Source organism: Helicobacter sp. (assembly GCF_017502485.1).
GTDB lineage: Bacteria > Campylobacterota > Campylobacteria > Campylobacterales > Helicobacteraceae > Helicobacter_B.
In genome coordinates, this window is sequence record NZ_JAFVUX010000016.1 from 15,701 (window position 1) to 37,694 (window position 21,994).

Here is a 21,994-nt window from a genome sequence, read left to right on the forward strand (position 1 = left end):
TGCTAGATATGCAAGCTGCGCTAGCCAAAAATTTGTAAATTTGTTTTTAGCAAATACTCCACATCGGTGGTGCGCTACACTTATAACCCATTTTTGCAATACTCTAGTAGCTCAAATCGCCCACTAGCAAGTAGCTTAATACGCCACATTCTATGGATCGCTGCTGTTTTATAAATAGGGTTGCTTGCGTGGTAGCACGCCTTTGGCTTGCAGGGATTCTAGCCAAAAAACTTTCATTAGATTCTTGCACAAACTCTGCCACAAGCCCTAGCCTTACTAGATTCTAGTGCGCCAAAGCAAGCATTAGACTAGAAATTTTGAGGATTTTCTAGATAAATAGGTAGGAGTATATCTCCCTGTTTGTAAAACAAATAGCAACAGCTTCTCATACGAAGTGAAAAACTCCCCAAACTCATAGTGGCTCAGTACGCGCTAACAAGCTCGAAATTATGCACCATATCTTTGGTATGCACATTAAAATCTAGAGTTCAATGAGCAACGCCTTATACTCCAGATTTTCAATGATATGCTACATTTTGTAGCAGAATCTACACGCGCGCGGAGATGTTATCTTACACTTGCTCTTGTAACTTTGTGGCAAACTCAATTGCACGAACCATAAGCTCTTTGTGCTAATTTTTATCCAGAGATTGTATTGCCATTAGTATCCTTCTTGTTATCGCGTATGATTAGGGGGTTCAATGCTTGCATGCTAAGCTCGCCACATGCTTCTTGTGCGCGCTTTTTGGGTGTAATATCCAAAATCCCTCCGATAAAGATAGCGACAATTATGATAGGAATCCCATAGCGCACATAATAAAGCCAACCCTTTAATAGCCAGCGCGGTACTTTTGTGCCATTAGCTAGCTCTTGTAAAGCCTCTTCTCTTAGCACAAAACCCACAAAAACACTTGCTCCAAGCGCCGTAAGGACAAAAAAGACATTCCCACTAAGGAAGTCAAAGGTATCAAACACACTTCTACCCCAAAACACCACATCCACAAACGCTGATGAGCTTAATGCACAAGGAATATTCCCTAGCACAAACACGCCTAAAAGCGTGTAGTTTATAGCCTTATTGTGCGGAATATGAAAATTCTCTTCTAAAATACTAATAATAACTTGATAAATAGTAATAGAAGTTGTAAGTGCTGCTACAAGCAATAAAACAAAAAACATAATTGCAAAAATACTGCCAAAGTGCATGTAGGAAAATGCAACGGGCAAGACCTTAAACACAAGCGATGGACCAGAATCAGGTGCTAGATTTGCACTAAAGAGCGAGGGGAAAATCATAAACCCAGCCAACACAGCTATAAGGGTATTGATCACGCCGGTAAAAAGAGAAGTTTTCACCAAATCTTCTTGATTATCAAGGTGAGAAGAGAGCGTAATCATCACGCCAAAGCCTAAAGATAGCGCGAAAAACACCTGCCCTATCACATACAAAAAAAGTTCCGCACTAAGTGCGCTAAAATCTGGTACAAGGTAGAATCTAATTCCCTCCATCGCACCATCTAGCGTGAGATTACGCACCACCATTAGCACAAGACATAGCAACAAAAGTGGCATAAGATATTTGACTGATCGCTCAATCCCATCAATGACACCTTTGCGCAAAATAAGCCAATTAATCGCCACAAATACAAAAGTAAAAAAGCTGATTTGCCACGGGGCATTTTGTATATGTTTCTCATAAAATGCAATGGTTTGGGACTTTTGCAAAGGCACACTTACATCAAACCCCCCACTTGCTAGCCCCAAGGCTTGCAAAATCCCTTGCGCAATATGCACGATATATGAGAGTACCCAGCCACCAATCACCATATAATACGCTAAAATCCCAAACGCCCCAAGCGCGCTCATATAGCCCAAGACTCTCCAAAATCTTGCTACAGGCTTTTTAGATTCTAGCACACCACCGAAAGCATCGACACAATTAGTATGCGCGCGCCTGCCTATGACATTTTCTACCAAGATGATAGGTATCCCTACAAAAAGCATCGCTAGCACAAACACAGCCACATACGCCCCGCCACCATACTCACCCACAAGATAAGGGAAGCGCCAAGTTGCCCCAAAACCTATAGTAGCACCAGCCACTGTTAAAATATAAGTCAATCGACTTGACCAAATTTGCCGTTTCACTCTATGTTCCTTGCCACAACTATCGTGGCATTCTACTTGGTTTAAACTTTTATTTTTATTGTATCTGCGATATTCCAAATGCTATAATGCGCAAATCCACTACACCACAGAAGGCAATGTATGACCTACCCCCTGCAATCTCGCTCCACACTTTTGGGTAATTATGTCTTTTGGCTTGGGAAATTCTTTATCCATAAAATCACCACACTCTCTAATCGCCATATCCACGACTCAAGCACCCTAAGCAAGAGCCTAGATTCTATCCGCGATGCAACAAATCTCGATGATCTAACAGAATCTATAAAGCAAGCTAGAAATAGCGGTATGACAGGGATCAATACCTACGCTTTACCTCTCTTACGACTTGGGAGATTTTTGCAAGATTCTAGGGTGAGCGATTTAGAAGAGATTGATGAAGTCTTTTTAGCAGAGTTTATCACCCTAGGCACTGCAAAGCTCTCTAATGCCACTAAGCGCAACTATCGCATCGCTTTAATTGGATTCTTTGGTTTTATTGATAAGCACAATGAAGATGAAACTGGAAAGTCTTATATCTTTAATATTGAGTTAAAAAATCTAGCTGGCACTCGTGGCAAAAGCGGCATAAAACTCCCGACATTCTTAAAGACTGATGAGCTAGAGCAATTTTTACACTCTATTGACACTACGCCCCTGCCTGCTAAAACCCAAGCTAGAGATCGCTTGATTGTCAAATTTATCATCTACACTGGAATCCGTGTAAGCGAAGCAATCAATCTCCAAGCTCAAAAGGTAATCCAAGAAAATGATGTCTATATGCTCACCATTCAAGGTAAAGGTGATAAATACCGAGTGGTAATGATCAAAGCCTCCCATATCACGCAGCTTTTGCACTCGTGGCTTACCCTACGCGAAGAAATCCCAAATATCCAAAACAACCTGCTTTTTTGCAACAAAAATGGTAAGCCTCTAAGCCAGCCTTATGTCTATGGAATTGTGCGTAAAATCCTGCTAAACATCGGTATTAAAAAAGAAAAAATGGGCGCACATATGCTGCGACACTCCTTTGCTACCTTGCTCTACCAAAAACACAAAGACTTAGTCTTAGTCCAAGAAGCCCTAGGGCACGCGGATTTAAATACAAGTAGAATCTACACGCATTTTGACAAAGACAGGCTCATAAAAGCAGCAGACCTTATGGATTCCCTGCACTAGATTCTAGTAGGAGCAATGCCTGCTTCCTTACAAGCCCACCAGCGTAGCCTTTAAGCGAGCCATCTTTGCCTATAACCCTATGACAAGGAATAAAGATCGATAAAGGATTTTTGCCTATGGCTTTGGCGACTTGGCGCGTGAGATTACAAGCATTATGCTCTGTCTTAGCAAGTGTTTGAGCGATTTGGCTATATGAGCGCGTTTGTCCATAGGGGATTTGTATCAAAGCTTGATAGAGTCGTAGCGCAAAAGGACTACCATAGAGTGAAAATGGCGGTGCGCAAGGCAAAGGCTCTTTAGCAAAATAGCAGCGTAGGTAGTGGCTTGCTTGCATAAGGATAGCGCGTGGCTTGGTGGAGCTAGAATCTAGCCCAGAATCTGGATCCACACAATGCAAAGCGAAGCTATTGATCATAGCAAAATACGCTTGATTAGCAAACCACAGCCCACACAGCCCATTTTCATCACTGGCTAGTAGTATCTGCCCAAATGGCTCTGCCGCCATAAAGCGCGTACTAAAGTAGCGCATATTTACAGCGCTCCCCTAGAATCTAAGCATTGCTCTAATTGCGCACAAAGAGCTAGAATCTGTGTTTTCTTCGCATAAAAACTATTAGCATTGGCAACTAAATGCGCGCTTGAGTGTAAAATCGTCTCTACTTCAATGAGATTATTTTGACGCATTGTATCGCCTGTTTCTACAATATCAACTATCCCATCTGCTAGTCCCACAAGCGGAGCTAGCTCAATAGAGCCATAGAGCTTGATAATTTCAATGGGGATTGCCTTTTGTGAGAAGTGATTAAGTGTAATGTTAGGCATTTTTGTAGCGATTTTGATCTTTGGCTGGAGATAGTCAATGGGCGTATCCCTATGCTCACCGACAATGACGCGACATTTACCAATCCCCAAGTCAAGTAAACGCACAACATTGCAAGGCTGCTCTTGCAATACATCAAGTCCCGCAACCCCAATATCTGCTGCTTGGTGATAAACATAAGTAGCGACATCTTGCGAGCGCACTAACATAAAGCAAAACTCGCCTTTTTGCAAGATTAGCTTCCTATCATCAAAGGCAAATTCTTCACCAAATACTTTGGAGAAAACTTGCAAAGTATCTTTAGCTATACGACCTTTTGGTAGGGCTATGGTGATCACTTTTACTCCTTTGCCTGTATGCTTTGCTGCTCTTGTATGCTTTGCTGCTTACGCCGCTTTTGCAAAGCTTTTTCAATCGATATACGCATACCACGGAAAACAAGTGTCTCATCATAGATTGCTTGCGCAAAAAACTTCGCTAGATACTTGCCATCACCTCCAGTGAAATATGCCTTTTTACTACCAATGGTATTTTGTATAGTTAAAATTGTGCTTTTTAGCACACCATAGCCAATAGCATCTTTGGTGTTATTGGGCAAGACATTAGGTTCTAGCCCGAAGTTGATTTTCCCTCGCAAAGCTGGTGAGATTCTTGCGTAGGAGTTGATGATTTCATTAAACCCCGGGAGAATGTAGCCGCCTTGGTGCTTACCTCCACTCATTACATCAATGGTAATAGCACTGCCCACATCTATAACCACCCCATCATCAACACATAAGCACGCCGCCTTTCTATCCACACCTAAGCCATTATAGTGCGTGGGCAAATGAATAATAGATTCTAGGTCATAGGTTGTTTTAAAGGTCTTATTAAGCAGTTTTTCGTGCTGAGCATTAACACTAATGTAGTAGATCTCTTGGTTAAACATACTTTTGTGCAAGGATTTTGGCAAGATATGAGAAATTTTGCCATTATCCCAAAAGTGAAAATGCGTATTGCCAATATCACAAAGCAACATTAGCGCAATCTCCCAAAGTCATAGTAGTATTGATTGTAGTAAAATACGCTATTGCTATAAAAATTAAGCTTGTTGGGTGGTGTCCTGCCAAAGGTATCTTGCGTTTTATAGACTTTATGCGAGAAATCCCTAAGTCCTACAGCTATGACATAGCCCCCGTGTGTCTCAAAGGTATAAAGCGTGTCATTTGCTATGACTATGCCTTCTAGCTTGGCATAAGTAAATTTCTCTGTATTCATAGGTCGCAAGGTGTGATCAAGCTGGGCTAGCATACCATCTAGAGTAAGCACATACAAATAGCCCTTATAAAAAAGCGCATCTTTAATGGATTCATTGTAGCTAAACTCCTGCCCAGATACGATACTTATGAGCCTTTTGGGCGTAGCGGCAAAAATCCTCGAATCATCACCATAGAGATAAATGACATTATTAAAAAACTTTTCACTAGAGATGATGATATTGCGCTCTGGGGTGAAAGTTTTTGTGCTTACTACGAGCAATCTCCCATCAAGCGTAGGGAAGACCACAAGAGATTCTAGGAAAAGCGGTGCGGCAATTAGCTCATTCACCGCTAGCACCGATGAGCCTTTGTGTGAAAATTTGGGCTCTTGCGTTTGGGCGTTTATATCAAAAATACTCATAGAATTATCATTGCCAATAAGTGCCAAGAAACTGCCCTTAATGCTCCCACTCAGCGCACACATAGTCGTTTTTATCTCTAGCTCATCTTTGGTACAGGCTACATTTTGCTCTTTAATCGAGCAAGTTTGATTATCAAAGGCTTGCTCATCAAGCACACTTGTGCGCACAAGATACACACTCTCACACCCTTTGGCAAAGATATAATACCCACCAGACTCTCCAAGAAAACGCGATTTTTTTGGGATTTTAGCATTGTAGGGAATAATGCCACCTTGCGTAATAAGCGAGCCGTCTTTAAGCGTAGCACCATAGCGATTGCTGGTAGCAATGGGGCTAGAAAATGAGCGATCAAATATCAATATATCTTGCGCTTGTTTTGGAGTATAGTATTTCTTAGATCCGCACCCAAGCAGCAAAAAGCTCACCACACAAACGCAAATAAGCCATAGCACAAATCTATGTAAGATAGATAGCGCAGTCTTCTGTGTGAGCATTATTGAGCCTTGGGGGCGTTTGTAGAATCTACTTGAGAAGAATCAGCAGGAGATTGCACCTCTGTAATTGTAAGAGTGTCTGCTAATGGGTGGGCAACAATCCCATAATGCTTCATTTGCATAGCGATCCCATACAACCCAGAATCTGGCTTAATCACATCAAGATTAGCTCGTGCTTCTTGAATCTTATCTTCTTGCAAAAGCAAGTAGGCTTGCTGGATTGCAGCTAGGTCTGCTAGCTCTCCACTAACTTTATCAAGCCCTTGTTGCTTAAGGCTAGCTAGATCATAGCTAGCTAGCTCTTTGACCAAAGGATTTGAAGAGCTAGCTAGCTCTTGCAAAATAGATTCTACATCTTGTGTCAAATCTAGGCGAGAGAGTTGGTAAAGATCATAAAGCTCCCTTGCCTGCTCTTTTAGCTGCTTTTGTAAAAGCTCATTGTCTGGATTTTGCAAAAGCTCATCATAAAGCGCACTAGACTTTTGAGCGTGATTTTCTTGTATCGTGTCATAGATGGCAACATACCCAAGCCACACTAGCACCACTAGCACCAAGGTAACGAGATAATATTTATACTTCTTTACAAAATGCTCAAGTTTAAAGGCACTCTCTAAAAGCCTTTCATCTTGCTGAAATTCTTGCTTGATTGCTGTGAATATCTGCTTGTCATCGCCTTTTGCCATAGATTCTCCTTGTGGATTAGTGTTTGGTTTTTGCAATCCCACTTGAGCCAAAACCCTTTTCTCCACGCGTGGTTTGCGTGAGTGTGGCTACTTCATCAAATGCCACTTGCACAATGGGCACGACCACACCTTGTGCTATACGATCACCTTGATTGATAATGAAGTCTTCTTTAGCGTGGTTGATTAAAATCACCATAATTTCCCCACGATAATCGCTATCAATAGTGCCGGGCGTATTTAACACAGAAATACTATGCCTTAGTGCAAGCCCACTACGAGGGCGAACTTGCAACTCTAGTCCCTGCTCCATCTCCACGGCAATCCCCGTGCGCACCACCCCAACACCACCTGCTGGAATGGCACTAGATTCTAGTGCGTGGAAGTCAAACCCGGAAGATCCTGCACTTTGGTAGGCTGGGACTATGGCCTGTGGGTGGAGCTTTTGTATTTTTAGCGTTGTTTGTGGGGTCATTTCTATCCTTAGAAATTAATTAAGCTACGCTTCAAAAACAATTGGTTTGTAGTGAATTTTGATGATTTCAAACTCACACTCTCCACGCGGTAGGTTGATTAGCACTTCTTCGCCCTCTTCCTTGCCAATAAGTGCTTTTGCTATGGGTGAGCCATAGGAGATAAGCCCCTTTGATGTGTCGCTTTCAATGCTACCTACGATTGTATAAGTCAGTCGCTTTTGCGTATCTAGATCGATAATTTCAACCGTGCTACCAAAGCTGACTTTATCATGCGGCAAGACAGACGGGTCAATCACTTGAGCATTAGCAAGCATAGTGCTTAGATCCTTAATCCTTGCATCAATGAATAGCTGTCGCTCCTTTGCTGCGTGGTATTCGGCATTTTCTTTTAAATCGCCGTGCTCTCTAGCTATATCGATTTCTTTGACAATCTTTGGTCGCTCTACTTCTTTAAGCTGCTTTAGCTCTTTGGTAATCTTTTCATAACCATATTGACTGATAGGTTCCATATACACACTCCTAAAGCCACAATAATACCAAAAATTCCTTAAACTGCTTTTGTAGGCTACATCCACTCTAGAATCTTGCTGACTTCATCAGCTTCAAAGCATTTCACTCCCTCAAAATGGCTTTTTGGCTTTTTGGCTAGAATAACCTTATCAAACCCATAGCTTTGTAGCTCTTTGATACGCATATCAATATTGCCCACTTCTCGTATATCGCCCACAAGTGAGACTTCACCGATAAATGCTGTGCTAGCATTAAGCGCACGATTGCGGAAGCTTGAGATAATGCACGCTAGCACGCATAGATCTGCGCTAGGCTCACTGATTTTAATCCCACCTACCACATTGATAAATACATCATACCGCCCCAAAGGCAACTCTAGCTTACGCTCCAGCAAGGCTAGAAGCATATTTAAACGATTGGCTTCAAAGCCTGTGCTCTGCCTGCGTGGATTTCCATAGCTCTCACTCACAAGAGCTTGGATTTCTATCACTAAAGCACGCGAGCCTTCTAGCACCACGCTTACAGCACTACCTGCAACACTTGCGCGCTTTTGGAAGAAAATCTTTGAAGCATTTTTCGCACTATTTAATCCACTTTGACCCATCTCAAAAATCCCTATCTCACTTGTCGTGCCAAAGCGATTTTTAAACCCGCGCAAAATCCTAAGCTCCCTACTTGGATCACCTTCAAAATACAGCACGCAATCAACCATATGCTCTAGGATTCTAGGTCCAGCAATCGCGCCATCTTTAGTAATATGCCCAATAATAATTATGGCGATGTTTTGCTCTTTAGCCAATCGCATAAGCTCAAAGGTAATCTCACGCACCTGACTTACAGAGCCCGGAGCTAAGGAGAGAGCTGGAGTATAGATGGTTTGGATAGAATCGATAATACACAAACGATAAGGGCTTGCGATAAGGGCTTGCTTGATTAGATCAAGATTGATTTCACTAAGCAAGAATAGTCTTTCACTTAGCGCGCCTAATCGCTCTGCGCGCAAGCGGATTTGCCCAGCACTTTCTTCACCGCTAACATACAGCACTTGCACACCATTTTGCGCTAAGGATCCAGCAACTTTAAGTAGCAAAGTCGATTTGCCAACACCCGGATTCCCACCGATGAGATAAAGCCCACCGGGCACAATCCCCCCACCTAGCACGATGTCAAGCTCTTCTTGATAGGAGCTAAAAAAGCTATGCTTATCAACAGCTACTTCTGTTATCGCGCGTGGGGTAGATTCTTTGCTTTTGCTAACTTGTTGTAGAATCTGCTTTTGCGTATCTGTTAGTTCAAGGAGACTATCCCAACTATTACACTCCGGGCATTTACCTAACCATTTTGTCGTAGTGTAGCCACAATGCTGGCATTCAAAAAGCTGGGATTTTTTCGCCATTATATATCACTTATGAAAAAACAATCGAGAAGATTTTGGACATACACATCATTATCAAATGGGATAAGATCACCCTGCTTTTCACCCACACCAAGATATAAGATAGGGATTTGCAAATAATGCGCGATGCTAAGGATTACGCCACCTTTGCTTGTACCATCAAGCTTAGTTACGATAACACCATGTATCTCCACACTTTGACTAAAGATTCTAGCTTGTGTTAGAGCTTGTGAGCCCTGTGTGCCATCAAGTATTAGGATTTTACGCACATTAGCATTCTGCGCGGCTTTAGCGCAGATCCGATCGATTTTCTCAAGCTCTTTTTGGAGATTGCTTTGGTTGTGCAATCGCCCTGCAGTATCGATGATGATATGCTGCACACCCCTAGCAAGCCCTGATTGGATCGCATCATAAGCTAGTGCGCTAGGATCGCTACCTTGCTGGGAGGCGATAATGGGGACTTGCAACTTTGTCGCCCAAAGTTGTAGCTGCTCAATCGCTGCTGCACGGAAAGTATCGCCAGCTCCTAGCAGTACTTTTTGTCCTTGCTGTAAATAATGATAAGCAAGCTTGGCTATAGTGGTAGTCTTGCCCGCACCATTTACGCCGATGATTAAGGTAATTTGCGGAAAAGTAGATTCTAGCGGGGCTTGTAGCATCGCAGTAGAATCTAGCGCAAAAAGCTTGGTGATCTGCTCTTGGACTTGAGTGCGACTAGGATATTTGGGGAGATGCGAGAGCATAAGCTCAATGAGATCATAGTCAATATCTGCTTCGATAAGGAGCTCTTCTAGTATGTCTTTATCAATTTTGTCGCTTTTATCAGCAAATATCGAAGCTAGATTCTGGGCAGTTTTAGCAAGATAAGAGAGCATTTTAGATCCTAATTAGTAAGCTGTGCAATATCGCTAGAAAATATCTCCTCTGGCACGATACCTTCATAGTCTTGATAAAATCGCTGCTCTGTATCATAGAGTACAAAATAAGGTAGCTTTGTAGAATCTAGCCTAGACTCCACGAAAGCTTCTTCTTTAGATTCTAGTGGAACTTCTAAACTAGAGTCTCTATTTTGCGCTACAAGCAGGGCATTTATACGCGCTTGCTTTTTCTCTAGTAGATTCTGCAACAAAGAGACTTTTGAGCTCTCTTGCAAAAGTGTAAAGGCAATACCGAGTCGATCTTTCATACTCGCTAGACTCTCTTCTTGCTTGGTAGATTCTACTTGAGATTGCTGCTCCTTTTCTAACACACCAAAAATTACTACATTATCTTCATTAGCCTGAAGATGATTTAAATGCTCGTAATACCCCTGACACGCTTGACACTCACTTGATATAAACACCAAGAGCACTGCAGAATCCACCTTACTACCATTGTGCTTAACAAGCATACTATCTTCGTGCAAAGTAATAGTATAGCTACTAAAGTCATCTGCTTGTAAACTATGCTCTTGCGATGGACTTTTATCATCACTAGGACAGCCCATAAAGAGCAAGCAGCTCATAAGTAAGCCATAAACCACAACAACGCGCTTTAAAACAATATTCTTCATAAATTCCCCTTAAGATGGATTTGTCTTTAAAGTATCAATGTGCAAACTCTACTGCACGCACTTCGCGTATCACGCTTACTTTAACCTCACCCGGATAATTTAGAGTCGATTGAATCTCTTGGGCGATTTCTTTTGCCAGCACAATACTTTGGGAATCACTCACAATATCTGCCCTCACAATCACTCGTAGCTCACGCCCAGCATTGATGGCATAAGCCTGCTTGACACCCAGCTTATCTTGGGCGATTTTCTCCAAATCTTGCATTCTAGTTAAAAAGCTCTCCAACACATCGCGCCTAGCTCCCGGGCGCGCAGCTGAGAGTGTATCTGCTGCGCACACTGCTGCTGCTTCTATACTCTCAAAAGGCTCATTGCCGTGGTGGGACATAATGGCATTAATAACCACAGGGTGCTCCTTATAGCGTGTACAAATCTCTGCCCCAAGGGCTACATGATTTCCACTGCCTTGATCAATCGTTAAAGCCTTGCCAATATCGTGCAAAAGCCCAGCGCGTTTTGCTAGCTTCTCATCACCGCCAAGCTGTGCAGCGATAACACCCGCTAGTTTAGCTGTTTGAATAGAGTGTCCAAGGGCATTTTGCCCAAAGCTAGCTCGATAGCGTAGCTTGCCAATGAGTCTGATGATTTCTGGATGGGGAAAATCAATCCCCAAGTCAATTAGGACATTTTTTCCTTCATCAAGGATCTCTTGCTCCATTTGCTCCTGCACGCGCACATAGACTTCTTCGATCCTAGCGGGGTGGATTCTACCATCTTCGATCAGAATATTAAGCGTCTTTAGCGCAATAGCACGGCGATAAAGATTAAAACTACTTAAGATGATAGTTGCTGGCGTATCATCAATGATCACATCAACCCCGCTAATCATCTCAAGCGTTTTGATATTTCGCCCTTCTTTGCCAATGATTCTGCCCTTCATCTCATCATCTGGGAGTGTTAAAACATTGATAAGCCGCTCCGCTGCAAACTCTCCTGCATACCTGCTTGTGGCAAGTGCTAAGATATGGTTAGCCGTTTTTTGTGCTTGATCTTTGGCTTCTTTCTCATAACGACGGATAAGATGGGCTTTTTCATCAATAAGCTCATTTTCTAAATTCTTTAGCACAATATCTTTAGCTTCTTGCTTAGTAAGCCCTGTATAGTGAATTAGCGTGTGATTAAGCTCATCAATTAGGCTGAGGTATTGCTTTTTGATATTTTGATGCTCTTGCTTGTGCATAAGCAACTCATGTTGCTCATTTTTGATTTGTACTTTTTGCTGATCAATTGCTGCTTGCTCACACTGGAGCCTATCTTGGAGATTTTGCTCTTTACGCTCTAGGGCGTGAAGCTTGTGTGTATATGTATCATAGAGCGCGCGCTCCTTTTCTTTATAACCCTGCTCCAAAGAGAGCTGCATATCTTTTAGCTCTAGCTGCTTTTTATGTAAGAGATTTTGTGCTTCTAGCTCGATTGCTTGGGCTTTTGCCTTTGCTTGTTCAAGCAAATGACTAGCATCAAGAGCGAAAAACTTTTTGCAAGCCAGATAGACGCTCAACCCTACAAGAAGCCCGAATCCTAGAAATCCTATGAGAAGAATCCACCACATTATAAAAACCTCTTAAATTATGCATCTTTAATGTATAGCTGATATATTCGTGTGCATTAATATCAAACCCTTGTGTTATATATGTGCTAGATATGTGGAGATTTTGACTGACAAATACCCTATACGGCGATGGTGACCTAGGTTTAAACGACCGATCATACACACCCTTCCCCATACCAACACGACCAAATGCCATATCAATCCCAAGACTAGGAATCAGCACGAAGTCAATTTTACGGGGGTGCTGACAGGATAGCTTTGGCTCAAAAATCCCCAAATGATTCTGCACTAAGGGCAGGCGATATGGTAGCATTTTTACCTTAAGACCTTGCATAGTTGGGAGAAAAACTTGCCTGCTTTTATGCTTTTTTAGCTTCTTTAGTAAGGGAATAATGTCTGGTTCATGAGCTAGCGGATAAAACAGCGCGATATGCCTGAAATCCCGTCGTGTGATTAAGGATTCTAGGTAAGCACAAAGCTTTAAGTTAGCATAGCGACTTTGTGTCTTGGCAGAAACAAGCGACTTGGCAACAAGACGGAAATCACACTTGCTAGCAAAAGCTCTAGAAGTATGTGCTGAGATGGGATAAATAGGCAATCTACCACACTTCCTAGAATCTAAGGACATAAACTAGGCTTCTTGATCCATCTTATGAGCTTTAAGTCGCTTGATCCTTGCACCATCCATTGCCAAAACACTAAACTCTAAAATACCTGTTTGTACAACATCACCCACTTCTGGAAGTCGCCCAAGCAAGCTAAAGACATAGCCACCTATGGTAACCTGCTCAAATTCTTTTGCAAATTCCACACCCATAAGTTCTTCTACACTCCCTAAATCAAGCATTCCATCAAGCTCATAGGTATCTGGGCTAATTTGCGTGAAATCCTGATTTTTACAATCGTGCTCATCGGTAATATCGCCCATCACTTCTTCAATAATATCCTCCATTGTTAAAAGCCCTGCCGTCCCACCATATTCATCGATGATTAGAGCAGTGTGAATCTGCTCCTTATTCATAGTTTTTAGGATTTCTACAATGCGTGCTGTCTCTGGAACAATGATCATCTTGCGGATAATTTGCTCAAAATTAATAGGTGAAAATGAGCTTGGACTCTTGTGCTGACTGATCCTACTTATGAGCAAGTCGCGTATATGAAGCATACCAATGATATTGTCTTTGTTGCCACTGCAGTATGGATAACGCGTAAAGTTTGTTTGAGTAACAATAGAAAGATTTTCTTCATAGCTATTATCAGCATAAAGACACACCATATCCTTGCGAGGAGTCATAATCTCTTTAGCAATCGTTTCAGAAAAATCGACAGCATTTTTGATAATCTCCCCTTCTAGAGAGTCGATAAAACCACCTTTTAGACTTTCACCTACGATGATTTTTAACTCCTCTTCAGAATGAGCGTTTTCCTCTTCACTTGCTGGCTGGATACCTATACGCCGTAGGACAAAATTTGCAAGTTTGTCAAACAAAACAATAATAGGATAAAAAATAACAGAAAAATAATAAAGTGGATAAGAAATAAGCAATGCAGACTTCTCTGTCTTAGCAATGGCGATAGACTTCGGGACAATCTCACCTAGCACAACATGAAAAAGCGTGATAAGTGTAAAAGCAATGATAATACTAATAGTATGGATAATAAGAGAGTCTTCGGGTAAAATACTTTCAAAAGGAATTGCCACAAGCTTAGCAAGCGCTGGCTCTCCAATCCACCCCAAGGCAAGCGAGCTTAGCGTAATCCCAAGCTGTGTAGCACTTAGATACGAATCTAGCCTCTTAGTGATAGAGAGAGTAAGCTTAGCAGTGTTATTGGTCTTAGATAATTCTTCAAGCTTAGAGCGACGCACCTTAACAATCGCAAATTCCGCGACAACAAAAAAGGCATTAAGTAGAACAAATAATAATGCAAGAAGTAGCATTACAACCGAGTGATACGGGTCCAATTTGACTCCTTAGGATAAAATTTAGAGTATAGCATATTTATCCTAAAATTTTTTGAATGGTAAAAAACGCAATCGCTCCAAGCATACCAGAAGCAGGCACCGTGATAATCCATGAAGCGATAATGCGATTAATCTCACTGCGTTTTACAAGCTCGTGCTTATAAAACTTCTTTAATTCTTTTTTCTCTTTTTTATTTAAGTAGAAATCATCACTTCGTGTTTTATCCTTAAGAAGCTCTAGCATCACGCTCTTTTGCTTGACATTGGCTTTAGCAAAATTTCTTAAGAAAGTCTCTATAGTCTTTTGATCTTTGCCTTTATGAGCTTTAATGATTTGCTCGCACATTTCAAAATACCTACCTTTAATATATTCGCGCAAAAAGCCCACACCGATAACAGCACCAATGGCAATATGTGTCGAGCTAACAGGAAGCCCCAAGGCACTTGCAAGAAGCACCGTAAGTGCAGCACTCATAGCGATACAAAATGCCCTCATTCTATCAAGCTCTGTAATTTCACTTCCCACAGTGCGAATAAGCCTTGGACCATAGAGTCCAAGCCCAAGTGAGATCCCAACTCCACCCACAAGCATAATCCAAAATGGCACATTTGCCTTAGCTATCCCACCTTCTGCAGATTCTGCTAGGGATTGATGGATAGCAGCAAGAGGTCCTATGGCATTAGCAACATCATTTGCTCCGTGCGCAAAGCTCAAAAGTGCTGCAGAAAAAATAAGCGGAATCGTAAAAAGTGTATTGATAGACTCTTTGGTATTGTCAAGCTGAGAGGCTTTTTTACGAATAATTGGTGTCGTGATAAAATATCCAGCTGCTGCCACAACAAAAGCTATACCAACTGCCTGCCACGCACTAAATGGATAAAGCTTAGAGAATCCCTTAAGCATAAGATAAACCCCAAATGCCCACACCATAACAAATACTAGAATCGGCACTATTTTTTTCGCAGCATCTTTTTTATCTTGTTTATAGGTGATTGTGCGCTTGATGAAAAACAAAAAAAGTACGGCGATAACTCCCCCAAGCACAGGGGAAAGCACCCAGCTTGAAGCGATCTTTCCAAGCACCCACCAATTCGCCACGCTAAAGCCACCAGCAGCAATCCCTGCACCAAGCACACCACCTACAATAGAGTGCGTGGTTGATACAGGCGCGCGCAATATGGTTGCAAGATGCACCCATATTGCTCCAGCAATCAAAGTAGCAAGCATAACAAACAAAAACACTTGCGAGTCGCTAATATTTTTAGGATCAATAATACCTGATTTAATGGTATTAACAACATCGCCCCCAGCCAAAATCGCCCCGCTTGCTTCACAAATAGCAGCAATAATAATCGCCCCTGTAAGTGTGATCGCTTGCGATCCAACAGCGGGTCCAACATTATTAGCCACATCATTTGCACCAATGCTCATTGCCATATAGCCACCAACTAGCGTAGCAAACGCAAGTAGTATAGGGGATGATCCACCACCAAAGTTTATAGCAATAATCGCAATAGCCACCATAAACAATACGACCGCCCCAATTTTAATCCGATCTATTTGGTTGTCTTTTGTATTGACACCTTGCTGAATCTTTTTTATGTCCTTAATATCCATATCACACTCTCCTTAAATAATAACCCCAATTAATTGTGTGGTAGCAAATAGCCTAGTAAAAGCAAGCATAAAGTAAAATAAAATATTAGGATATTTTTAAAAGGCATAGTCAAAGGGTGGCAAAAAGCAAGTAGAATCTAAAACTTTCATAACGCAACAAGGTGTGCCATAAGCACACCTATGCAATCAACCTATTGCTTAAGATTTAGTAGAGTATTTAGAATTTGATCGGAGGTTGTCACTGCTTTGGAGTTTGCTTGGAAGCCACGCTGCACGACAATAAGCTGTGTAAGCGAGCGACTCAAATCGACATTACTCATCTCAAGCTTAGAGCCAGAGACTCCTCCACGACGACCTGTATTTGCCGCACCAATCATCGCTTGCCCAGAGTTCCCAGTTGAGGAAAACACATTGCCACCTTCAGCTTGAAGCCCCGTGTTGTTGGCAAAGTTTGCTAGAGCAACTTGTGCAAGAGCCAGCGTGCGACCATTACTAAAAGACCCTAGCAATGATCCCACTGAGTCAAAGCGTATATCCACTAAATCCCCTGCCCCATAGCCATCTTGCTCAATAGCATAAGTTTCTGACTGCTTATCCACGCTAGTAAGTCCACCAAACCCACCGGTAGAGCCAAACGATAGGCTTAGTCGCTGTGGAGCTATGGAGCCGTTTTTAGGATCAAATTGTAAAATAGGTGGATTCATACCTGCCAAACTTCCATCACTATTAAAGCGCAATCGCCCACCCTCAAAGATATTTGGACGCGTAGCAGAAGCCCCATAGATGACAGAAGGCTCTGGAACGATTGCTCTAAAGCTCCACTCCGCAGAGCCTGTTTTGACAAACTCAAAGCGGATTGTGTGTTTAGATCCTAGAGAGTCAAATAGCTCAATGGTTGTCGTGTGTGTAGCGTGGCTTAAGCGCGTAGTTGATACGGAAGCCCCACCCTCTAGTAGCGATGCTGTGTTTAAGCCACGCATAGTGTTTCTAAATAGCACATTAGTAGAAACTTGATCTGACCCATAGGAAGCGACGAATATTGACATATTCTGCACTTCTTCATCACCATTATCCTGGTTTAGCATTTCAAACATACCAAACTTATTGATGGTAACAGACACAGAAGCAGTGGAGTCATTATATTCTTTATCTGGCTCCTTAATCATATTTGCATCATACTGCAAGAGCCTACGAAGCTCCTCTGTTGTCCTAAACTGCCCTGTTGACGAATCTGGAGACTCTGATCTAGTATAGCGATAGCGGAAAGAAGTGATGTCAGAATCCCCTTCGACAAAGTTTTCAAACGCACCCGTCCCACCTTTAGTAATAATGATATTCTTAGTCTTTTCATCACCATCCATTTCATTGCGATTGACAAGCTTTAGTAATTTACCCTCCATATACGCTTCTATCCCGGTCTTATCGCGCACACCATTGATAGCATTTTGTGCAGCTACAAGTGTAGACATCCCACTTAGTGCAGAATCATTGGAGAAAGAAATTTTTGCACCATTGATAGTGATAGAGCTATTTTCTTTAGTAGGAACTACGCTGTTAATCATTTGAGCATTCTTATAACTCACCCAAATCCCTTGATTTTCTGTAAGTCCAAAGGCATCGCCATCTTGGTTGAAAAGCGCGCCCATATCTTCTTGCATTTGCGTGAGATTTCCAGCAGAATCATAAAGTGGGTTGATCCCATCAGCGGGGGTCTTGCTTGTAGAATCTAACGCATAGATATTAGCATTTTGGTCAGTGTGTCGCCCAGCATTTAGATTGGCTCGGAGCCTGATATTGGTTGAGGATCGCGCAGGCATTACCATATTTGGGTCGATTTGGATATTGCGAATAGGTCCTGTGCTATCAATATGATAGAACTCTTGCTCGCTCATTTTTGAGGCATTCTTCAAGTCATCTTTAAGCCAACCTTGCACAACATAGCCACCTGTTGTTACAAGATTTCCATCTGCATCGAAGAGAAAGCTTCCATCTCGCGTATAATTAAGCGTGATCCCTTTATCTGGGGAGATGACGAAAAACCCTTCTCCTTCAATTGCCATATCCGTTTTGACATCGGTATTTTGCGTGCTTCCTTGTGAAAAAACCTTTGTCGTAGCATTAATACCAACACCTAGTCCCACAGAGAAGTCATTCTGACCTCCAAGCCCCGTTTTATAGGGAGCAGTAGCAATAAGCTTTGTTTGAGAAAGCATATCGACAAACGAAGCACGAGAGTATTTAAACCCAACCGTATTGACATTGGCAATATTGTTACTCTCAATATCCAAAGCAATTTGATGTGCCTGCATACCACTTACACCTGACCATAATGACCGTAGCATTTTCATCCTTTTTGGTGAATTTGCCAAATAAGAAAGCAAAAGTCATTCCAAAATGGAGTGGTATATCCACACACAATCACTCACTACCAAACCCCTAGGATCTAGGCGACAATCTACTCCATGCAAAGTCCTAGCCACTAGATTCTAGTAACTAGGACTTACTCCAAAAAGTAGCAGTAATTAGTGGTATCGCTATATATTTTAGCCTTTATAGTATAGTACATACTTTAGGTACAGTTCTTGGACAAAGCGATGAGTAGGGATATTGATATTGTGCAACAACAACGCCTGCCTTGACTCAAGATACCTAGTATGAAAAAATAAGCTTTTAATAAAAAGTTTAATATTAGTAAGCCAGCTATTATCCCTGCTAGGAAGCAAAAATATATACTCATAATACTTCATATACTGCGGATATGCTTGCGTAACGATCTCCATAATAGCCTGCTTATAGGCATACTCATCACGCAATATCGCATTAAGACTTTCCATACTCACACAAAGCCTACTAGAATCTATCTCCTCCAAACTTTCCCCTATCTGCTGGGAAAACACAAGCTCATAGCTAGCGATTTTACCCCTGTCAAACCTAAGCACAACACTTAGTCCCTGCAACTCTAGCGGATCGGTAATCACACGATTGTAGGAGAAAAAGAAATTCCCCAAGCTATAAAAAATCCTAGATTCTCGTCCATCTTTTGTCAAATAGTCTTCATAACCTTGGATAATATGGGGATGATGAGCCACCACACAATCTGCCCCCATATCGCAAAACATTTTATAAAGCTCTCTAAATTGCGGCAGTGGCTGGGCTGCATTCTCTAGACCGGCATGGATCACAGCAATAACCACATCAACCTCCTTTTTAAGTGCTTGCAAATGTGCGACAAACTCCCAGCCAAAACAATCAATATAGCCATACCCAGCTCCTAAAAATTCGCTACTAGAGTCCAGCATACCAAATTGCGACTCTGCGGCATTAACAAGGGCTATTTGTGTATCATTGATGGAATAAAAAAGTGTGGGGTTCTTAGAGTGTTTTGTAGTTTTGACGCCCGCATAAACAGCTTGAGATTCTAGGATTTGCTCTATACTTGCATCTATGCCAACTTCACCCCAATCTGCGATATGGTTATTTGCTAGCATAAAACCACTAAAGCCAGCTGCAACTAACTCGCTAATTGTTTCACCGTGTGTATGAAGCGATGGTCCGGCTTTAAGCGTTGGAGTTACCCCCCCCCCCCCGTTTTTGACAAAATCGGGGCTTCTAAATTACAAAAACTAATATTGCTCCTAAGCTTTTCTTGCAATGCTTTATCGATAATAAAGCTACCATTCATCGCTACTACATCACCACAAAACATCATACCCTGCATTTACTGCGCTCCTTAAAATCAATGGTAAGTATAAATTTTTTAGATTCTAGCTACCTAAATATTTGAGCTGGCATTATAATATTTTTAAGAGAGAAATTATAAAAGCTTAGCTACAATCGCGCCTGTCCTTTGTCAAGCCTTAATTAAACATAAGTGCTGTTCCAAAGAAATTCACACACGCCAATCCTTAATTTGTGTTGCAGATATTCTGTATAAGGGCGTGGAGGACAAACCAAAACTACAAGGAGACTCCAATGGTAACAATGAAAGACTTGCTTGAATGTGGCGTGCATTTTGGACACCAAACAAGACGATGGAATCCAAAAATGAAGCCTTTTATCTTTGGTGTGCGCAAAAATATCCACATCATTGATTTGCAAAAGACTATCCGCTACTTCCGCTACACTTATAATATCGTGCGCGATGCTGCAGCCGAGGGTAAGACAATCTTATTTGTCGGCACAAAAAAGCAAGCAAGCGAAACAATCAAAGAATGCGCAGAGAAAATCGGTGCACCCTATGTGAATTACCGCTGGTTAGGCGGTATGCTTACTAACTTTAGCACCATTAAGCGCTCCGTACGCAAGCTAGAAATTATCGAAGAAATGGAAGAAAGTGGGCAAATAGATCTGCTTACCAAGAAAGAAAAGCTTATGCTTTTGCGCAAGAAAGAAAAGCTTACACAATACCTTGGTGGTGTGCGACACTTGAAAAAAGTACCAGATATGCTCTTTGTCATTGATGTGGTGAAAGAAAAGATTGCCGTAGCTGAAGCCAGAAGACTTGGAATTCCCGTGGTTGCGCCACTTGATACAAACTGCGATCCAGATAAAGTGGATTACCCTGTGCCGGGCAATGATGATGCTATCCGCTCTATCCAGCTTTTTTGCAAAGAAATTGCAGAAGCTATCATTGAAGGGCGTGAAATGAATGATACACAAGAGAGTCAAGAAGCTCAAGAAGATACACAAGAATCAACAAGTGAAGTGGAAAAACAAGCCGTGATTAATGAAGCTATGCAAGAGTAAGAGTAGTCAAACATAGCATTAGCACTAAAGAAATATTAAGGTAAGGAGAAGATATGAGCGAGATTACTGCCCAGCTTGTCAAGCAGTTGCGCGAAATGACTGATGCAGGAATGATGGATTGCAAAAAAGCCCTAGTAGAAGTGCAAGGAGATTTGCAAAAAGCAGTAGAATATCTACGGGAAAAAGGCTTAAGCAAAGCTGCCAAAAAGGCAGATAGAATCGCTGCTGAAGGGATTATTTCCGTTAAGGTAGCAAGTGATTTTTCCCAAGCTTGTATGATTGAAGTCAATTCTGAAACAGACTTTGTCGCCAAAAACGATGGATTTAAGGATTTAGTAGTCAAAACTAGCGAGCTTGTATTTACACATAATATTAGCGAGATAAGCGCACTAGAATCCTTACATATAGAGAATCAAAGCTTTGATGAATACCTAAAAACACAAATCGCTAAGATCGGTGAAAACATTGTCGTGCGCAAAACCTATAGTATAAAAGCAAATCGAGGCACAATTGTCAATGGCTATGTCCATAGCAATGGGCGCGTGGGTGTAATTATCGCGCTAAGGGGTAACGAGACAAATACTCACAAGCTTGCCGAGCTTGCGCGCAATCTCTGCATGCACGCCGCTGCGATGAAGCCTGCACACATTGATTATAGTGGTTTTAGTGCAGACTTTTTGGAAAAGGAGCGCATAGCACTAATTGCTGAAGTGGAGAAAGATAACGAAGAGCTGAAGCGACTAGGCAAACCTCTAAGAAATGTCCCCAAATACATCTCTCGCGCCCAGCTTACAGAATCCGTGCTAACAGAGCAAGAGCAGATTTTAAAAGAAGAGCTAAAAAAACAAGGTAAGCCTGAAGCCATTTGGGATAAGATTATCCCCGGGCAGTTAGATCGATTTATCGCGGATAATACGCTTGTTGATCAAAGACTTACATTGCTTGGGCAGTTTTTTGTAATGGATGATAAAAAGACCATTGCCCAAGTGCTTGCAGAGAAATCTAAAGAATGGAACGACTCTATCGAGGTAGTAGAGTATGTGCGCTTCGAGCTTGGTGAGGGTATAGAGAAGAAGACTGAGGACTTTGCTGCCGAAGTCGCCGCCCAGATGCAATAAGCCCCAAGCT

Annotated in this window: 21 protein-coding genes and 1 pseudogene; 3 read left to right on the top strand and 19 right to left on the bottom strand. The window is 41.9% G+C overall.

Going from position 1 to position 21,994, the window contains the following annotated elements:
- Window positions 1-103 precede the first annotated feature (103 nt).
- Window positions 104-262 (bottom strand): hypothetical protein, encoded by a 159-nt coding sequence (locus IKB69_RS03165; protein WP_290946020.1) that lies wholly within the window; start codon window positions 260-262, stop codon window positions 104-106.
- Between the two features lie 377 nt (window positions 263-639).
- Entirely contained in the window at window positions 640-2,148 is a 1,509-nt protein-coding gene (locus tag IKB69_RS03170; RefSeq protein WP_290946022.1) for a sodium-dependent transporter, read from the bottom strand.
- A gap of 120 nt (window positions 2,149-2,268) precedes the next feature.
- Between IKB69_RS03170 and IKB69_RS03175 the strand changes: the two genes are divergently transcribed.
- Window positions 2,269-3,342 carry a tyrosine-type recombinase/integrase gene (locus IKB69_RS03175; protein ID WP_290946024.1) on the top strand — a complete coding sequence of 358 codons (1,074 nt, stop codon included), beginning with the start codon at window positions 2,269-2,271 and terminating at the stop codon, window positions 3,340-3,342.
- Here IKB69_RS03175 and IKB69_RS03180 read toward each other — a convergent pair.
- The 17 genes and pseudogenes from IKB69_RS03180 to IKB69_RS03260 form a co-directional block, all read right to left on the bottom strand.
- Window positions 3,323-3,871, bottom strand: a complete 549-nt coding sequence (locus IKB69_RS03180) for a methylated-DNA--[protein]-cysteine S-methyltransferase (protein WP_290946026.1) — start codon at window positions 3,869-3,871, stop codon at window positions 3,323-3,325. The two genes, IKB69_RS03175 and IKB69_RS03180, sit on opposite strands and share 20 nt — an antisense overlap.
- 2 nt (window positions 3,872-3,873) lie before the next feature.
- On the bottom strand, window positions 3,874-4,500 hold the full coding sequence (hisG, locus tag IKB69_RS03185; RefSeq protein WP_290946028.1) for an ATP phosphoribosyltransferase: 627 nt from the start codon (window positions 4,498-4,500) through the stop codon (window positions 3,874-3,876).
- A gap of 2 nt (window positions 4,501-4,502) precedes the next feature.
- Complete coding sequence (locus IKB69_RS03190) at window positions 4,503-5,180, bottom strand: type III pantothenate kinase (RefSeq protein ID WP_290946030.1); 678 nt, start codon at window positions 5,178-5,180, stop codon at window positions 4,503-4,505.
- On the bottom strand, window positions 5,180-6,316 hold the full coding sequence (locus IKB69_RS03195; protein WP_290946032.1) for a hypothetical protein: 1,137 nt from the start codon (window positions 6,314-6,316) through the stop codon (window positions 5,180-5,182). The genes IKB69_RS03190 and IKB69_RS03195 overlap by 1 nt, the downstream gene beginning before the upstream one ends.
- The gene (locus IKB69_RS03200; protein WP_290946034.1) at window positions 6,316-6,999 is read right to left on the bottom strand and encodes a tetratricopeptide repeat protein; all 684 of its coding nucleotides are present in this window, start codon (window positions 6,997-6,999) and stop codon (window positions 6,316-6,318) included. The genes IKB69_RS03195 and IKB69_RS03200 overlap by 1 nt, the downstream gene beginning before the upstream one ends.
- Window positions 7,000-7,015: 16 nt before the next feature.
- Entirely contained in the window at window positions 7,016-7,471 is a 456-nt protein-coding gene (gene dut / locus IKB69_RS03205) for a dUTP diphosphatase (RefSeq protein WP_290946036.1), read from the bottom strand.
- Window positions 7,472-7,495: 24 nt separating this feature from the next.
- Window positions 7,496-7,987, bottom strand: coding sequence for a transcription elongation factor GreA (gene greA, locus IKB69_RS03210; protein ID WP_290946038.1), 492 nt, complete (start codon window positions 7,985-7,987; stop codon window positions 7,496-7,498).
- A 50-nt stretch (window positions 7,988-8,037) separates the two neighbouring features.
- Window positions 8,038-9,378 (bottom strand): DNA repair protein RadA, encoded by a 1,341-nt coding sequence (gene radA / locus IKB69_RS03215; RefSeq protein WP_290946040.1) that lies wholly within the window; start codon window positions 9,376-9,378, stop codon window positions 8,038-8,040.
- The gene (gene ftsY / locus IKB69_RS03220) at window positions 9,378-10,253 is read right to left on the bottom strand and encodes a signal recognition particle-docking protein FtsY (RefSeq protein ID WP_290946041.1); all 876 of its coding nucleotides are present in this window, start codon (window positions 10,251-10,253) and stop codon (window positions 9,378-9,380) included. Before ftsY ends, radA begins: the two co-directional genes overlap by 1 nt.
- An 8-nt stretch (window positions 10,254-10,261) precedes the next feature.
- Window positions 10,262-10,930, bottom strand: coding sequence for a thioredoxin fold domain-containing protein (locus tag IKB69_RS03225; RefSeq protein ID WP_290946043.1), 669 nt, complete (start codon window positions 10,928-10,930; stop codon window positions 10,262-10,264).
- A gap of 34 nt (window positions 10,931-10,964) precedes the next feature.
- Entirely contained in the window at window positions 10,965-12,539 is a 1,575-nt protein-coding gene (rny, locus tag IKB69_RS03230; protein ID WP_290946045.1) for a ribonuclease Y, read from the bottom strand.
- Window positions 12,448-13,167, bottom strand: a complete 720-nt coding sequence (locus tag IKB69_RS03235) for a 5-formyltetrahydrofolate cyclo-ligase (protein ID WP_290946047.1) — start codon at window positions 13,165-13,167, stop codon at window positions 12,448-12,450. Before IKB69_RS03235 ends, rny begins: the two co-directional genes overlap by 92 nt.
- Window positions 13,168-13,170: 3 nt before the next feature.
- Window positions 13,171-14,478, bottom strand: coding sequence for a hemolysin family protein (locus IKB69_RS03240; protein ID WP_290946156.1), 1,308 nt, complete (start codon window positions 14,476-14,478; stop codon window positions 13,171-13,173).
- Between the two features lie 61 nt (window positions 14,479-14,539).
- Window positions 14,540-16,120 carry an inorganic phosphate transporter gene (locus IKB69_RS03245; RefSeq protein ID WP_290946049.1) on the bottom strand — a complete coding sequence of 527 codons (1,581 nt, stop codon included), beginning with the start codon at window positions 16,118-16,120 and terminating at the stop codon, window positions 14,540-14,542.
- A gap of 191 nt (window positions 16,121-16,311) precedes the next feature.
- Window positions 16,312-18,462 carry a flagellar hook protein FlgE gene (flgE, locus tag IKB69_RS03250; RefSeq protein WP_290946051.1) on the bottom strand — a complete coding sequence of 717 codons (2,151 nt, stop codon included), beginning with the start codon at window positions 18,460-18,462 and terminating at the stop codon, window positions 16,312-16,314.
- Between the two features lie 201 nt (window positions 18,463-18,663).
- A pseudogene (locus IKB69_RS03255) lies at window positions 18,664-19,662 on the bottom strand (CapA family protein); the annotation flags it as partial.
- A gap of 29 nt (window positions 19,663-19,691) precedes the next feature.
- The gene (locus IKB69_RS03260; protein WP_290946053.1) at window positions 19,692-19,838 is read right to left on the bottom strand and encodes a hypothetical protein; all 147 of its coding nucleotides are present in this window, start codon (window positions 19,836-19,838) and stop codon (window positions 19,692-19,694) included.
- 254 nt (window positions 19,839-20,092) lie between these two features.
- Here IKB69_RS03260 and rpsB point away from each other — a divergent pair, with 254 nt between their 5' ends.
- Together rpsB and tsf are read left to right on the top strand one after the other, a co-directional pair.
- Entirely contained in the window at window positions 20,093-20,866 is a 774-nt protein-coding gene (gene rpsB / locus IKB69_RS03265) for a 30S ribosomal protein S2 (RefSeq protein WP_290946055.1), read from the top strand.
- Between the two features lie 53 nt (window positions 20,867-20,919).
- A complete protein-coding gene (tsf, locus tag IKB69_RS03270; protein WP_290946057.1) occupies window positions 20,920-21,984 on the top strand; it encodes a translation elongation factor Ts in 1,065 nt (354 codons plus the stop codon).
- Window positions 21,985-21,994: the final 10 nt, after the last annotated feature.